Here is a 15,748-nt window from a genome sequence, read left to right as displayed (position 1 = left end):
CCTATGGATACACTCATAATTTTTACTAGTAAGGGCTTCCGGATATATAGCTTTCCAGAGATTGAATGTGCTGCATCTGCTCCCGGATAATAGCGGAGACAATGTCATTGATAGAGATTATACCCACTAATTCCCCCTTGTAATTGACGGGTAGGTGGCGAATGTGCCGGTCAGACATAATCTGCATACATTCCTCTATTTTTTGCTCGGTTTCTACCGTAATCACCTGGCTGGTCATGACATCCTTTATAAGGGTATCGCGGGAAGCCCTCCCTTTCAAAACCCCTTTGCGGGCATAATCACGTTCCGAGAAAATTCCAGCCAGCTGTTCATTTTCAAGAACCAGTACCGCCCCGATATTTTTTTCGGCCATCAGTTCCAGGGCTTCATAAACTGTTGTGTCGGGTGAGACCGACCAAATAGTGGAAATTCGCTTGTTCGCGAGGATTTGTTGTACTAGCATGCGTGTCAGGTTTGGGAGTAGCGGCAATTGAGAAATCTAATATATCGGATAAGATTCAAAAAGTCCAGCGACTGCACAAAGTAAAAAGGAGATTCTGGTCGTTAACTTTTTTTTTCTGTTCCATTCCAGTAGATTCGTCACTATGAAAGCGGATGAAGTTACCCCTTCGCAATGGCTTCTCAAAAGGTTTCCCTTTAAGCCTACTGAGAGCCAGGTGCGTTTTTTTGAAAAGATGGATGCCTTCCTTCTGGAAGAGGATGGTCTGGAAAGATACCGTGATTGTTTCCTGTTAAAAGGTTACGCCGGTACGGGAAAAACCACCATTATAAGTACCCTGATAAAGGTGGTAAAAAAGTTTGGGTACAAGGCGGTACTGCTGGCTCCTACCGGCCGGGCGGCTAAGGTCATGTCCAACTACTCCAGCAAACCAGCCCTTACCATTCACAAAAAAATTTACAAGCAGACCTCCGATTCCTATTCCGGGAGCTTTGTGTTTGAGCGTCAGAAAAATTATCACGAGTATACCCTCTTTATTATTGATGAGGCATCCATGATTAGCGATGACGCCGACTTTGGCAGTCGCAGCCTTCTGGCCGACCTTATCGAATACGTTTACGAAAACCCGGGTAATAAATTGATGCTGGTGGGTGATATGGCCCAGCTTCCGCCGGTTGGGAAGGACCTAAGTCCCGCGCTGGAAAAAGAGTATCTCGAAAAGAACTACTACATGTCGGTGGTGCAGGAGGAGCTAACCGAGGTAATGCGCCAGGATGAGCAGTCGGGGATTCTGCATAATGCCACCGGGCTGCGGGACCAGTTGCGGGCTCAGAAACCCGATATTCATATTACAACCCGCACTTTCCGGGATATTTACAAAATGACGGGGGAGAAACTGGAAGAAGGGCTCCGCTACGCCTATAATAAGTACGGCACCGAAAACACCATTATCATAACGCGCTCAAACAAGTCGGCGGTGCAGTATAATCAGTACATCAGGCGCACGATAAATTTTAGTGAGGAAGAACTCGACGCGGGTGACCGGCTCATGGTAGTCAGGAACAATTACGCGGTACTGGATGATGACTCGCCCGCCGGATTCATTGCCAACGGTGATTTTGTGGAGTTATTGAAAATAAAGAAAACCGAAGAGATTCATGGTTTCCGCTTTGCCGACGCCACCCTGCGCCTGACCGACTACGAAGATCAACCACCTTTCGACGCCAAAATTATCCTGGATACTTTACACTCCCCTACTCCTTCGCTTTCTAATGACGAGAACCGCCTCCTGTACGAAAGTGTGATGGAAGATTACTTTTACATAAAATCAAAAAAGGACCGAACCGAGGCACTGAAAAAAGATCCGTATCTCAATGCCCTACAGGTGAAGTTTGCCTATGCCCTGACCTGTCATAAGTCACAGGGTGGACAGTGGAGCGCGGTATTCATTGACCAGGGGTACTTGCCCGAAGAGCAGGTCAACAATGAATTTATCCGGTGGTTGTATACAGCCATCACCCGGTCCATTGACGAAGTGTTCCTGATGAATTTCCACCCGCACTTCTTTAAATAAAAATAGCTTCTTTCTAAAAAAATTACCGGGCGGCGGCTCTTCTCAACCGGTCATTGATGGCTCTCCCCAAACCCGTTTCGGGTACCATTTCGGCCCGAATCTCGGCTACCGGCAGCGTGTCCAGCTCCCGCAGGAAGGCAAACAGTTTTTGGGCCGCCTGTACCAGGTCACCCGTTGGCGAAAGCACCCGCTGGTACTCCCGGGGTACCCCTTCCAGGTACTTGTCAAATAACAAATAGCCAGTTATAGCTTCGGACGCTCCGGGCTGAAGTTCCAGTTTTTCCTGCAAATAAAATGGTTTCCGCGGTGCGTAGTGACTTTGAAGCATACCGGGTGCCCGGGGACTGGAGGTTGAATGGGGTAAGTAGTTAACAGGGCCAATTACTTCTTCAATGGCTTCAATGGACAACCCGCCGAGGCGGTAAACCAGGGGCTTCCCATCCGGAAATCCCACAATGGTTGACTCAATCCCTATTTCGCATTCACCTCCGTCCAGAATATAAGGTATTTTTTCACCCAACTGCTCGGCTACGTGCCGGGCCTGCGTGGGGCTAATGTATCCGAAGGGATTAGCACTGGGTGCAGCCAGGGGAAAATCCAGCGCCTGTAGTAAGCGGAGGGTAAGCGGGTGATTCGGAATCCGGATGGCTACGGTATCCAGCCCGGAGGTAACCAGGTCAGGAATCAGGGACTGCTTGGGAAGGAGCAAGGTCAGTGGTCCGGGCCAGTAAGCTTCCGCCAATCGCAGAGCCAGCGCAGGTACCTCTTTCACTAGTATGGGTAAGGTATCGGTTGAAGCAATATGGACGATAAGGGGGTCAAAGGAAGGTCGGTTCTTTACCTGGAATATCGAAAGTACGGCCGCTTCGTCCAGCGCGTTACCGGCCAGTCCATAAACGGTTTCGGTCGGAATAGCCACCAGTTGCCCCTGCCCTAAATAAGCCTTTGCCTTATCAATATCGTGTCCGGTTGTTGCCAATGCGGTAGTTTTTCACCGCAAAGGTAATCAAAGCCTTGTTATTTGAACAGATGGAGGTACCTGTTGTTACTTTTCAGTTGGTAACCTTCAAAAAACAAGGAGGGGGAACTACCAGTGTTGCTGATAGACCCCCCTCTTTGTATTGTATTAACTACAATGAATTAATCTAATAATGAGAACTAACGCTTATCGGTAGTTGTACCACGGTTAGTACCTTGCTTCTGGTCACGCTGCATGTTCTCATCTTCCATGTCGCGATCACGACCGCCCTGCTGGCTTCCGCCCCGCTCTTGGCTTTGATCTGCTTGTGATCCCTGACGTCCGCCACCCTGATTTTGCTGGCCTGACTTTTGTCCTTTCTGATCCTGCTGACCGCCTTGTCCTCCGCGGTTTCCGCTGTTTTGGTTAGTTGCCATTGTAATAGAAGTTTGTTGTGAATTTAAGTTGACATTATAAGATGCGCTATGCATCCTGATAAAGAGTATTAAAAAATTATGCCTGGCTTCTTTTGTATTCTTTAAACATTTTTTTGTAATATGTGGTGGGTAAAGTTTTCTCATTCTAAGGTTATATGTCACCACTTTTTTTATTGGCATATTATTTATTTTACCTGGCATCAACGGCTGCCTTAAGCTGGTACATACTTATGCACTATACCTACTACTTATGGTTACCTTGAAAAAGGTTTTTAATTTATTTTACTAATAGTAGTACTTTCAAGTATATTATAAGTACTAAAGGCTTTTATCAATTGGTCTAACTCAAATCCTTTTCACATAAACCATCACTATGAGTTTTCAGATAAAAGAACAGCCTGCTGTTTTTGATGTATGTATTATTGGCTCCGGTGCCGGTGGAGGTATGGCAGCGCACCAGCTCTCCAAAGCGGGGGCAAAAGTAGCTTTACTGGAAGCAGGTGGCTACTACGACCCAGCCGACCCAAAGTATATCACACAGCTGAAATGGCCCTGGGAGTCGCCGCGTCGGGGCGCTAGCACTACCCGCCCATTCGGGGATTTTGACGCCGCCTGGGGTGGCTGGGAAATCGAGGGAGAACCTTATACCCGTAAAAATGGCACCCAGTTTGACTGGTTTCGCTCCCGTATGCTCGGTGGCCGGACCAACCACTGGGGACGTATTACCCTAAGATTCGGGCCGAACGATTTTCGCCGCAAAAGTATTGATGGATTGGGAGAAGACTGGCCCATTAGCTACGACGACGTTAAACCTTACTACGACCGGGTAGAAAATTTGATCGGGGTGTTTGGCTCTGCCGAGGGTCTGTTCAATGATCCTGATGGAATGTTCCTGCCCCCTCCCAAACCCCGATTGCACGAGTTGTTTATTAAAGATGCCGGTAAAAAGGCGAATGTACCAGTAATTCCGTCACGCCTTTCCATTCTGACCAAACCCATCAACAACGAACGGGGACAATGTTTTTATTGTCATCAGTGCAGCCGGGGCTGCCAGGCTTACGCTGATTTCTCGGCCTCGTCGGTGCTGGTAATCCCGGCCCTGAAAACCGGTAACGTTACCCTGATTACCAATGCCATGGCGCGGGAGGTACTTACAGATCCCGCAACTGGTTTGGCTACGGGAGTGTCGTATGTTGATAAAGAAAAACTGACGGAACATACTGTTAAAGCCAAAGTGGTCATTCTGGCCGCCAGTGCCGGCGAATCTGCCCGTCTGCTATTGAACTCAAAGTCGGCATATCACCCTAATGGACTGGCTAATTCGAGCGGTGTCGTTGGCAAGTATCTTCATGATTCTACCGGTGCTTCAAGGAGTGCCTTTATGCCCAAGATGATGGACCGCAAACGCTACAACGAAGACGGCGTGGGTGGTGCTCACATATACTCGCCCTGGTGGCTTGATAATAAAAAATTGGATTTCCCGCGCGGGTACCACATAGAATACGGCGGAGGAATGGGAATGCCCAGCTACGGTTTTGGCTGGGGTATAGAGAGCACGAATGGAAAATACCCTACACCCGACGGAAGAACAAAACAGGCCGGGGGCTACGGTGCTTCGCTGAAGGAAGATTACCGTCGTTTCTACGGAGCTTATATAGGTATGTCGGGCCGGGGTGAAGCCGTTGCCACGGCAGACAACTACTGCGAAATAGACCCTAATGTGGTAGATAAATACGGGATTCCGGTACTACGATTCAGCTATAAATGGTCTGACTACGAAATAAAACAGGCCAAACACATGCAGGATACTTTTGAGGAAATCATTCATGCGCTGGGTGGTATTCCTGTGGGTAATAAACCTGGCGAGGATCGTCAGTATGGCCTGGCAGCACCGGGTCGCATTATCCACGAGGTAGGTACTTCACGCATGGGCAATGACCCTAAAACCTCGGCTCTGAACAAATACTCCCAGGCGCACGACGCCAAAAACGTATTTGTCGTCGATGGGGGTTCGTTTGTATCCCAGGCCGACAAGAACCCTACCTTGACTATTCTGGCCCTTTCCATGCGGGCGTCTGAATATATTACAGATCAGGTCAAACAAAAGAACTTGTAATAGCGATTAGCTCAGTATTTTAATCCTACAAAACATGAAACGCAGAGATTCATTAAAAGCCCTTACCCTTAGCTCCCTGGGCATGGTAGGGCTCAATCCCCAGGAAGCACTGGCCGAAAAAAGGGAACTGGAAACCGCCCTGGCAGATGACCCCATAAAAATACCGGGCGGACGCCTTAAAGAAGAAGCCATCCGGGATGCGCGTCTGATGAAGGAGAAATTCTTTACGGCCCAGGAACTGGCTACGGTAACCGTACTGGCGGACATTATAATTCCGGCCGATGCCAAATCAGGGAGTGCTTCACAGTCGGGCGTACCGGCCTTTATTGAATTCATGATGAAAGACCAGCCCCAATGGCAAACACCCATGCGGGGTGGCCTGCGGTGGCTGGATATGGAATCCCGGAAACGGTTTGGGAAAACCTTTGTGGAAAGTACAAAAGCACAGCAAATAGCGCTGGTGGATGATATCGCTTACCCCGAAAAGGCCAAACCTGAGATGAGCCAGGGCGTCTCCTTTTTTAACATCATGCGCAACTTTACCGCTACCGGCTTTTATAGTAGCAAGGAGGGGATTAAGGACATAGGCTACATGGGCAATACTCCTAACCAGTGGGAAGGGGTACCGGCCGATGTACTTAAGCAGTATGGCGTAAGCTACTAAGGATGGGTTAACTATTTATTTTGAAACATAGTAGAAGCGGAGAATCTGATTTCTCCGCTTTTTTTGTACATTTCAATTAAACTCCTGTTCTGAACATTCCGTTGTACCAGTAGTTTAGGGTACACTTCGCGATACACATCTATGAAGCAACCTTTCCGATCCATTTCAAGATATCTCATCCTATATTTCCTTCTCACTATTCTAACGAATCAGGTGGTAGTGGGTCAGTGCCCAAATACCATACCTAACCGCCTCGACTATGGTACCGGCAACATGTCAATTACCTATCTGGACGGCTGTTTGCCCCTCACCATAAAAGTAAGAAATACCCTGGCGGGTGCCACAAATACCCTAACCCTGTATGATTATAAAGATGGCCCTCTGGTACCCGACAGTTTAAAGAAAGACTCTGTTCATACCTTCAAAAGACCAGGTACCTACACCATTGTACAATTGTCAGAAAAGGAAGGGAGAAAACTAATGAGTTGTCAAAGGGTAGTAGTTATTGATACACTTGCTCCCAAAGCCCGGTTAATTGCCTGCCCGGATGGCAAAGTTAAACTGGTACTTGACCCCAACCAACCTACCGAGTACCAGACTTACTGGGTCGACTGGGGGGATGGTAATATCCGGGAGTTACAGGAATTTCAAAGGAATACCAGTCATCAATATACAATACCCAGGTCCTATACTGTAAAAATCTGGGGCGTACATCGATTCAGAAGTTGCAAAGGAAGTACTCTGGTGTTAAAATATGACCCCCAAACCCCATCGACCAAGCCCAAAATAAAGGAGCTTCACACAACCAGTGCAACGAGTGCCGATCTGCTTTTTGAAAATCCGCTGGGAACCGAACTGGTACTTATGCGGCGAGCTCCGGAGGGTGCTTTTGTTTCAACGGGGTTAGTTTCAAGAAAAATGAATGACCAGGTAAAAGCCTTGATTGACTCCACCACTTCGGTTTGTTTCCGGATTCAGGCTACTGATACCTGCCTGGCCGAAACCTACCGCTCCGACCTGGCCTGTACCCCCCTCTTAAAATTAACCGGTAGTCCTGACCATAACCAGCTCGTTTGGAAAACCTTCATCCCGACGGGAGGCAATGCTACCATTGAAGTACTTAAAGACGGTAGTGTCTGGAAAAACGTAACTTCTTTAGGAGGGGAAGGCCAGCTTATTGATCAGGAATTAACCTGTGGTACTTCCCATTGTTATCAACTACGGCAAAGTGGTACGACCGGTATTGTCACCTCCCCCATCCGCTGCGGCAAAACGCCCCCAGGTTTTTGCACTTCCAATTCACCCCTTTTTATCCCTGCTGCCTTTAGCCCCAACAACGACGGTATTAATGATTTCTTTGAAATAAAAGGGGAAGTACCTCCCAACTACTCCATATCAGTTTTTAACCAATGGGGAAACTTAATTTTTCAAAGTACTGATCAGGCCAAATCCTGGGATGGTAAGTACCGGGATACGATTCTACCGTCCGGGACTTATGCCTATATCATTGTGCTTAAAGATACCAGTGGTAAAGACTACCGCCGAACCGGCACGGTCATGCTATTAAAATAAGAGGGGTACCCTTGGTAGTACCCCTCTTATTTGGTTCCAATAATTCAGCAATTCAATCCTCAGGCAGGAACACTATAGAGTGACTGTCGCTGGTCCTTTATGTAATTATCCTGTAGGTACTCGTCGTAGTTCATTAGTTTGTCCAGCATACCTTTTGGTCCAACCTCAATGATACGGTTAGCTACCGTTTGGATAAACTGGTGGTCATGGGAATAAAACAGGATATTGCCCGGAAAATCAATCAGGCCGTTGTTAAGGGCCGTAATGGATTCCAGATCCAGGTGGTTGGTAGGGTCATCCATAACCAGGGCGTTCGCTCCCGAAAGCATCATACGCGACAGCATACAACGTACTTTTTCCCCTCCCGACAGTACAGTGGCTTTCTTCAGGGATTCTTCTCCCGAGAATAACATCCGACCCAGAAATCCCCGAATGAAGCTTTCATCTTTTTCGGTTGAATACTGACGAAGCCAGTCGACCAGATTCAGGTCAGTCTGAAAGAACTCCGTCGGGTCTTTGGGAAAATAGGCGTTGGTCACCGTAACACCCCATGTAAAGGTACCTTTATCGGCTTTCTGCTCACCCATGATGATGTCAAAGAAGGTACTTACCGCCAGCATATTGCGGCTATTGAAAGCTATCTTATCCCCTTTATTGACGTTAAAACTTACATTTTTAAACAGAACGGTCCCGTCTTCGGCCGTCTTGGAAAGGCCTTCGACCCGCAGTATCTGGTCTCCTACTTCACGCTCGGATTTGAACGCCACGTAAGGGTACTTCCGCGAAGATGGTTTGATATCGTCCACGGAAATTTTCTCCAGTAACTTCTGGCGCGAAGTAGCCTGCTTCGATTTCGAAGCGTTGGCACTGAACCGGCGTATAAATTCTTCCAGTTCCTTACGCTTTTCATCGGCCTTTTTGTTGGCATCCTGGCGCTGCTTCAGGGCCAACTGGCTCGACTCGTACCAGAAGGTATAGTTTCCGGTATACATCTGTACTTTGCTGAAATCAATATCCACTACGTGCGTACACACCTGGTCAAGGAAGTGGCGGTCGTGTGATACGACTATGACTGTATTTTTGAAGTTAGCCAGGAAGTCTTCCAGCCAGAGTACCGTTTCAATGTCCAGGTTGTTGGTAGGTTCATCCAACAGGAGCACATCCGGATTTCCAAACAGAGCCTGCGCGAGTAGTACCTTCACCTTATCGTTGGCGTTGATATCCCCCATAGTGGTGTAGTGGTACTCCTCACTTATTCCCAAACCACTCAGCAGCTGAGCCGCTTCACTTTCCGCATCCCAACCGTTCAAATCGGCAAATTCGGCTTCCAGGTTAGCCGCCTTTTCGCCGTCTTCGTCCGTGAATTCTTCTTTGGCATAAATAGCCTCCCGCTCCTTCATAATGCGGTACAATTTCTCATGGCCTACTATCACCGTATCCATGACGGAATAGTCGTCGTAGCCATACTGATCCTGCTTTAATACCGCCAGTCGTTCGCCCGGATTCATGTGAATGTTTCCCGTCTGCGGCTCTATTTCACCCGATAATATTTTGAGAAAGGTAGACTTCCCGGCTCCGTTGGCACCAATAACGCCATAGCAGTTACCAGGGACAAATTTTATATTTACTTCATCAAAAAGCACTCGCTTGCCGTACCGTAAGGATACGTTCTGAACCGTGATCATGTATTGTTGTATTTTTTTATGATTGAAAGCGCAAATTTACGAAAATTCACAGGAAAAAATAAGCCCCGGCCAATCCTAAACCTTTCTTTTAGAAGTTTATACTTAAAGATTTATTTTGGACTATACATTTATTAAATGAGGGAGTAAGGTACTTTGTAAATTTTACTCAATAGCACTTGTCCAGGTCTTTACCTTCAAAAAACAGATAGGGCCGGTGGTAAATCCACCGGCCCTATCTGTTTTTTGTGTACTATGGCAAATCAGGGAATGACGCGGATCGTGTGGCAACCACGCTCAACACTGATTCGACCGGGCTGCTTGGTCAGCGCAGGAGTATCTCCCTTGGCCACGCTGTAGAATTCAATTCCTCCGGTACGGTTACCATAATCGAGGTACTCATAAATAGCTACCGCTACATTGGACCCGTCCTTGTCAAAGGCAACACTCTGCGGCATAATACCATTTACGGGATAGTCGGCCACTTTGGTCATGGCACCGTCTGCTCCTACTTTTAGCAGGGTCAGTGAGCTACCACCGCCCGCATTGGTTTCTGTCCAAGGCTGGGCACTCTTTCCTACGTTAGCCGTTACGATCATAGTACCCTCAGGATTGACGGCAAAAGCGCCAGGGTTGAGGCCTACTGGGGTTTTGCTCACTACTTTATGCTCGGCTGAACCATCCAGTGAAAATTCAATAACCATTAGCTCACCTTCACCGGTAGCTTTTCCAACGGTCCCTTTAGTATCCAATACAAAGTAGTGCTTACCATCTGCCGAGAACTTACCGGTAGCCGGATTATTACCGGCTTTGAAAGGCTTTCCTATCATCTCGATATTCTTGAGCTTACCGGCTCCGTCACGTACGATACGATACAGACCTACTTCTTTGGTCTGATCCAGGGTTACGGCCAGGTAGTTACCATTTGGATGAAACGACAGGTCAATGATACGGGTACTGTCAAGTTGAGCAGGCAAATGAGCCAGACGTGTTGGCTTTCCGTCTTCATTTACTTCCAGGAATACCAGCTCTTTGCCGACCTCACTGGTGGCTACCATCAGTTCATTCTTATTAATATCTATGGCTGTAGGGTTTTTGCCTACGGCAAATGCAAACTTCTGTTTGGGAGCTGACAGGTTTACGATATCAACTACGGTGAGTTTCTGGCCTTCCGGAAACTCCTGCATGGTATTTTTGTATTCGGTAACATCGTCAGACGGGCTTACCCGTGCATCCAGCACATAGGCCAGACCACCATTTTTTGGTACTGCGATACTCTTGCTATAAGTCAGTGCTGAATTAGATACGATGATACTTTCGAAAGTTTTACCTCCACGCTGCAAAGGAAACTTAATCGTGGCCAGTTTATCTTTTACTGCATTGTCCCGAAGAAGTTTACCATCAATAAAGGCCGAAGCTGCCATATCTGCGTCGGATACAGCCACCAGACCACGGGCATTAAATGTAATCGGAGCAGTTTGGGCAAAGGCAGGAACAGTTCCCATGGCTACCAAACCTGCTAATAATGCGAGTTTTCTCATACAATTGCAATCAGTTAAGTTTAAAATTGTGTTTTTGTTTTTTTTAACGGCACTATCGAAATAATCCTTGTACCCGATATAAAACACGGTTACAAGGATGTCATTATCGCAATATAATAAAAAGAAAGTCCAAACACAATTTTTCTCCTGCCTTTTAGGCTAAAGATGGGATAGATCCCAGGCTGACGGGGATGGCTCTGACACTTAAAAGATTACTTACTTAGAATTTCAGGACATTGGCCCATCGTAGAAAACCCCGGCCGCTTTTGGCAGCCGGGGTTCAAATGTCTTTACCTGGTAGTGCTTTTAAGCCGCCAGTGAGTTAACGAAACGAGCCAGTTTTGACTTTTGGTTAGCCGCTTTATTTTTGTGGATAACGTTCTTCTTGGCCAAACGATCCAGCATAGAAGATACCTCTTTGTAAAGTTGGGTAGCCGCTTCGGGTTCGGTGGTTCCTCTCAATTTTTTAATAAAAGAACGGGTAGTCTTGTGCTGGTAACGGTTACGCAGGCGCTTGGTTTCGTTGGCACGAATACGCTTTAATGCAGACTTATGATTTGCCATTTTTGAAATGAATTTTTTCTATACTTGAAAAGGTCTGCAAAAATAGGCATATCTACCTCAAAAACCAAAATTTTGGCAGTATTAATATTAGGGTGCTGGCTATTCCGGCCACGCCTGGGTACTTGCCAGTTCAAACTTTCAGTCCTTCGTTGTTTTTGCCGGCTGCCGTTGTGCCCCCGACATCAGGTACTCTTTCAGCCGGATTTCCAGTTCGGAGGGAGGAATATTTGCGTATAGTTCACCTTCTACCGAAAGGGAGATCCGCCCGGTCTGTTCCGAAATTACCACCACGGCGGCGTCGGTTGCTTCACTCATACCAATGGCCGCCCGGTGCCGGAAGCCCAGCGTGGAAGGTACATCTTCCCCATCGGCTACGGGTAGTACACAACGGGCGGCCTTCAGGCGGTCATCCTGGACTATAACGGCCCCGTCGTGCAGGACACTGTACTGGTTAAAAAGCGAAATCAGGAGTGGTCTGGAAACCCTTGAGTCCAGCTGCTCGCCCGTCTGGATGTACTTTTCCAGGTCATCATTTTTCTTAATGGCAATCAGGGCTCCGTTGAAATCGGAGGAAATAGTCCGGCAGGCTTCAACTACTTCTTTTAGGGTCTGGGCGCGGATATTGACCACCGCCGAGCCAAAAAGATTGGACAAGAAACGGCTGTTGGTAAAAACAGTTGATCTCCCGATGATTAACAAAAAGCGCCTGATTTCCTGCTGGAAAATAACAATAAGGGCAATGGCTCCCACGCCCATAAAGTACTGTAGGATGGAAGTAAGGAGTTCCAGGCCCAGACCCTTTACTATCAGGTAGAAAATATATACGAACAGGTACCCCAAAAATACCCGGCTGGCAATACTGCCTTTGACCAGGTAGTAAATCTGGTATAGCAGAAAGGCAACCAATAATATATCGAGCAAATCGGTCCAGTTAACCGTAAGAAAGCCAATGCGCATTTTGATGTGGGAATTATTTACAGGGCCTAAATTACCAATTTTCTACTCCGCCGCCACTGTTGACCACCAAAGTTTTACGGCTTCGGCCGCTTCGCGTACATCGTGTACCCGCAGTATATCCGCTCCCTGCTGCAGAGCCAGGGTGTTAAGTACCGTGGTACCGTTTAGAGCTTCCTCGGCCGTATGCCCCAGGGTACGCCAAATGAAAGATTTACGGGAAATGCCTACCAGCAGTGGGCATCCCAACTGATGGAATTCACCCAGGTTCTGCAGTAGTTTAAAGTTCTGGGCACCCGTTTTAGCGAAGCCAATTCCCGGATCAACAATAATATCGGCTACCCCGAGTTGCCGAAGTTCGGCTACCTTCTTTTGCAACTCCCTCAGGATGTCAGGTACCAGCCTATCATACTGCGTAAGTTTAGTCATGGTTTGGGGCGTACCCCGCATGTGCATCAGTATGTAAGGTACCTTAAGCTCGGCCACGGTCGCAAACATGGCCTGGTCGAGGTTTCCCCCCGCCACGTCGTTGATGATATGCGCCCCGGCCCTAACCGCTTCGCGGGCAACCCCGGCCCGAAAAGTATCGACCGAAATCAGGAGGTCCGGCAGGTTTTTTCGGATGGTTTCAATCACCGGAAGTACCCGGTCCTGTTCTTCGGCGGGGCTTATCTCCCGGGCTCCGGGCCGGGTTGAGTACCCTCCCACATCCAGAATACCCGCCCCCTGCTCCCGCATGGAACCGGCCCGTTGCAGTACCTCATCGGCATGGGAACTGACGCGCCCGCCTTTGAAAAACGAATCGGGGGTTATATTCAGGATACCCATGACCACGGGCGGGGAAAGCTCCACCAGCCGCCCCCCCACATTGAGCGTTTTTTTTATATCTTGCGACGTATTATTCTTTAAATCGCTACCCATACATTTTATTGCTGTGAAATCAACCGAAGCGGAATATCAGGAGATCATCCGACAATGCCAAGACCTTTTTGAAAAGAAAAACAAAGACTATGGTACTTCCTGGCGTATCCTCCGCCTGCCATCCATCACCGATCAGATATTCATAAAAGGCCAGCGAATCCGGACCATTCAGGAAAAAGGAGTTCAGAAAGTAGAGGATGATGTCTCGACGGAATTTGTGGGGATTATCAACTACTGCGTTATGGCCCTGATCCAGATTGCGCAGGATCAAAAGACCGGCGAGCTGAGTGCGGATGAGCTGAGTCGGCTCTATAACGAGCAGGTAGTGGAGGTAAAAGAATTACTTTTCAATAAAAACCATGACTACGGCGAAGCCTGGCGGGATATGCGGGTTAGCTCCATGACGGACATTATTCTGATGAAGCTTCTCAGAATCAAGCAAATTGAGGATAATCAGGGACACACGCTCGTTTCGGAGGGCGTCAAATCAGGCTATCAGGATATTATTAATTACTGTGTATTTTGCCTGATAAAGTCTAACGCTTTGCGTACAAACGCCTGAAAAAATCAATTTTTGAGGGCCAACTAATACTAAAATTACAGTTGCAGCATTGCTATACAAATACCCTATCTCTACCATGAAGATTGTCGCCCAAATAGCCCGTGTACTTGTTGGAGTCATTTTTATTTTCTCGGGACTCATTAAGCTCAATGATCCCGTTGGCACCCAGATAAAGCTGGAAGAGTACTTTGAAGTATTCGCCACCGATGTACCTGCCCTGCATGACTTCTTTATGGCGCTGGTTCCCTTTGCGCTGTACTTATCGGTGTTTCTTTGTGCAGCCGAGGTCATTCTGGGGGTAGCGCTCCTGGTGAGTTATAAGCCCAAAACCGTTTCCTGGCTCCTGCTGATAATTATTGTTTTCTTCACCTTCCTGACCTTCTACTCGGCTTACTTCAACAAGGTAACCGACTGCGGGTGTTTTGGTGATGCCATTAAACTCAAGCCCTGGACTTCCTTTGGCAAGGATATCTTCCTGCTGGTACTTATTCTTATTATCCTCTGGCAGCGGCACCAGTTCCGGGCTATGCCTACCGGCATTATTGTGGTGGCAGCCACGGTACTTTCGCTGGGTATAGCGTTTTATGCTATTCGTCACCTGCCCATTCTGGACCTGCTGCCTTATCGGGTGGGAGCCAATATTCCGCAGCAAATGAAGCCTTCGGAGCCTCTGCGTTATTCGTACGTGTTTGAAAGGGACGGCAAGGACTTTGAGTTTGAGCAATTCCCCTCGGACACTACCTATATCTTCAAAGAGATGGTCGTGCTGAATGAAGAGGCCAAGCCAAAAATAACCGATTACCGGGTTTGGAACGATGAAACCGATTTTACCCAGGCTTCTTTTGAGGGCAAAAAGCTGTTTATCATCATTAAAAATCTGAAAGATCTCAACCTGGCGGCATTCCCCGATATACGTAAATTAATTACCGAGCTGAAACCTCAGGGCGTGGAGACGGTGATTCTTACGTCGGCCAGCGGAACCGAAATCGAAAAATTTATCCAGGCCCAGCAACTTCAGGTACCTTACTATTACGCGGATGCTACGGTTTTGAAAACCATCTCCCGCTCCAATCCGGGTATTTGGCTGCTCAACGAAGGAACGGTAAAGGGAAAGTGGCACTACAATGATACCCCCACGGCCGAAGAAGTACTGGCACAAGTAAATAGCCAGGTAACTCCATGAAAAACATTTTCTTGGTAGGGATGCCTTCTTCGGGAAAATCTACCCTGGGAAAAAAACTGGCCAAAGCGCTGTGGTACCGGTTTGTGGATATGGATAAGCTCATTGTAAAAGAAGAACAAATGAGTATTCCGGAGATATTTGCTGGAAAAGGAGAAGCATATTTCCGGGAAGTGGAAAGCAGGGTACTTAAAACAACCCGCCCTAATCGTGGATTGGTGGTAGCCACCGGAGGCGGGGCACCTTGCTTTTTTGACAATATGCAATTTATCCGGGACAATGGAATCAGCGTATTTCTGGATGTACCCCCGGTCCTTCTGGCCTGCCGCATTGAAAGTCACGGCCAGGACGACCGCCCGCTGCTGTCCGGAGTTTCTTCTTTGGAAAAAGAACTAACTACCAAATACGAAGCGCGGCTCCCCTTTTATTCCCAGGCTGACCTGACCATTTCCGGCGAAACCGACATTAACACACTCCTGTACCTGATTCGCCCCCTACTCCATTAATTCTGACGCAAAAATAGGGAGGCGGCCGTTCAACTGGCCGCCTCCCTATTTTATTTAC

The 15,748-nt window shown here is 47.8% G+C and carries 15 protein-coding genes; 7 read left to right on the top strand and 8 right to left on the bottom strand.

Going from position 1 to position 15,748, the window contains the following annotated elements; genetic code table 11:
* Nucleotides 1–25 precede the first annotated feature (25 nt).
* Nucleotides 26–463: a CBS domain-containing protein gene (locus VGN67_RS02820; RefSeq protein WP_327485249.1), complete on the bottom strand. Its 438-nt coding sequence runs from the start codon at nt 461–463 to the stop codon at nt 26–28.
* Between the two features lie 142 nt (nt 464–605).
* On the opposite strand from VGN67_RS02820, the gene VGN67_RS02815 reads away from it, so the two are divergent.
* Nucleotides 606–2,033 carry an ATP-dependent DNA helicase gene (locus VGN67_RS02815; RefSeq protein ID WP_327485248.1) on the top strand — a complete coding sequence of 476 codons (1,428 nt, stop codon included), beginning with the start codon at nt 606–608 and terminating at the stop codon, nt 2,031–2,033.
* A gap of 22 nt (nt 2,034–2,055) precedes the next feature.
* On the opposite strand, the gene VGN67_RS02810 is transcribed toward VGN67_RS02815, so the two are convergent.
* Nucleotides 2,056–3,012, bottom strand: a complete 957-nt coding sequence (locus tag VGN67_RS02810) for an L-threonylcarbamoyladenylate synthase (protein WP_327485247.1) — start codon at nt 3,010–3,012, stop codon at nt 2,056–2,058.
* A gap of 179 nt (nt 3,013–3,191) precedes the next feature.
* Entirely contained in the window at nt 3,192–3,428 is a 237-nt protein-coding gene (locus VGN67_RS02805; protein WP_327485246.1) for a hypothetical protein, read from the bottom strand.
* Nucleotides 3,429–3,801: 373 nt separating this feature from the next.
* On the opposite strand from VGN67_RS02805, the gene VGN67_RS02800 reads away from it, so the two are divergent.
* From VGN67_RS02800 to VGN67_RS02790, 3 genes are all read left to right on the top strand, one after another.
* On the top strand, nt 3,802–5,544 hold the full coding sequence (locus VGN67_RS02800) for a GMC family oxidoreductase (protein ID WP_327485245.1): 1,743 nt from the start codon (nt 3,802–3,804) through the stop codon (nt 5,542–5,544).
* 34 nt (nt 5,545–5,578) lie between these two features.
* Nucleotides 5,579–6,208: a gluconate 2-dehydrogenase subunit 3 family protein gene (locus tag VGN67_RS02795; RefSeq protein WP_327485244.1), complete on the top strand. Its 630-nt coding sequence runs from the start codon at nt 5,579–5,581 to the stop codon at nt 6,206–6,208.
* A gap of 141 nt (nt 6,209–6,349) precedes the next feature.
* The gene (locus tag VGN67_RS02790) at nt 6,350–7,780 is read left to right on the top strand and encodes a gliding motility-associated C-terminal domain-containing protein (RefSeq protein ID WP_327485243.1); all 1,431 of its coding nucleotides are present in this window, start codon (nt 6,350–6,352) and stop codon (nt 7,778–7,780) included.
* A gap of 59 nt (nt 7,781–7,839) precedes the next feature.
* Here the strand turns inward: VGN67_RS02790 and VGN67_RS02785 are convergent, their stop codons facing one another.
* From VGN67_RS02785 to folP, 5 genes are all read right to left on the bottom strand, one after another.
* Entirely contained in the window at nt 7,840–9,465 is a 1,626-nt protein-coding gene (locus tag VGN67_RS02785) for an ABC-F family ATP-binding cassette domain-containing protein (protein ID WP_327485242.1), read from the bottom strand.
* A 260-nt stretch (nt 9,466–9,725) separates the two neighbouring features.
* The gene (locus VGN67_RS02780; protein ID WP_327485241.1) at nt 9,726–11,003 is read right to left on the bottom strand and encodes a WD40 repeat domain-containing protein; all 1,278 of its coding nucleotides are present in this window, start codon (nt 11,001–11,003) and stop codon (nt 9,726–9,728) included.
* Nucleotides 11,004–11,309: 306 nt separating this feature from the next.
* Nucleotides 11,310–11,567 carry a 30S ribosomal protein S20 gene (gene rpsT, locus VGN67_RS02775; protein WP_327485240.1) on the bottom strand — a complete coding sequence of 86 codons (258 nt, stop codon included), beginning with the start codon at nt 11,565–11,567 and terminating at the stop codon, nt 11,310–11,312.
* A gap of 138 nt (nt 11,568–11,705) precedes the next feature.
* Nucleotides 11,706–12,524 carry a diadenylate cyclase CdaA gene (cdaA, locus tag VGN67_RS02770; RefSeq protein WP_327485239.1) on the bottom strand — a complete coding sequence of 273 codons (819 nt, stop codon included), beginning with the start codon at nt 12,522–12,524 and terminating at the stop codon, nt 11,706–11,708.
* A 42-nt stretch (nt 12,525–12,566) separates the two neighbouring features.
* Nucleotides 12,567–13,442 (bottom strand): dihydropteroate synthase, encoded by an 876-nt coding sequence (gene folP / locus VGN67_RS02765; RefSeq protein WP_327485238.1) that lies wholly within the window; start codon nt 13,440–13,442, stop codon nt 12,567–12,569.
* A gap of 13 nt (nt 13,443–13,455) precedes the next feature.
* On the opposite strand from folP, the gene VGN67_RS02760 reads away from it, so the two are divergent.
* The 3 genes from VGN67_RS02760 (at nt 13,456) to VGN67_RS02750 (ending at nt 15,690) form a co-directional block, all read left to right on the top strand.
* Nucleotides 13,456–14,004, top strand: a complete 549-nt coding sequence (locus tag VGN67_RS02760; RefSeq protein WP_327485237.1) for a DUF1599 domain-containing protein — start codon at nt 13,456–13,458, stop codon at nt 14,002–14,004.
* Between the two features lie 76 nt (nt 14,005–14,080).
* Nucleotides 14,081–15,187: a BT_3928 family protein gene (locus tag VGN67_RS02755; RefSeq protein WP_327485236.1), complete on the top strand. Its 1,107-nt coding sequence runs from the start codon at nt 14,081–14,083 to the stop codon at nt 15,185–15,187.
* Nucleotides 15,184–15,690: a shikimate kinase gene (locus tag VGN67_RS02750; protein ID WP_327485235.1), complete on the top strand. Its 507-nt coding sequence runs from the start codon at nt 15,184–15,186 to the stop codon at nt 15,688–15,690. Before VGN67_RS02755 ends, VGN67_RS02750 begins: the two co-directional genes overlap by 4 nt.
* Nucleotides 15,691–15,748 lie beyond the last annotated feature (58 nt).

Origin of the sequence: Telluribacter sp. (assembly GCF_035998675.1) — a bacterium.
Classification (GTDB): domain Bacteria; phylum Bacteroidota; class Bacteroidia; order Cytophagales; family Spirosomataceae; genus Telluribacter.
The sequence above is the reverse complement of the archived record's forward strand: the minus strand, read 5'-3'. Positions and strand labels throughout refer to the sequence as shown.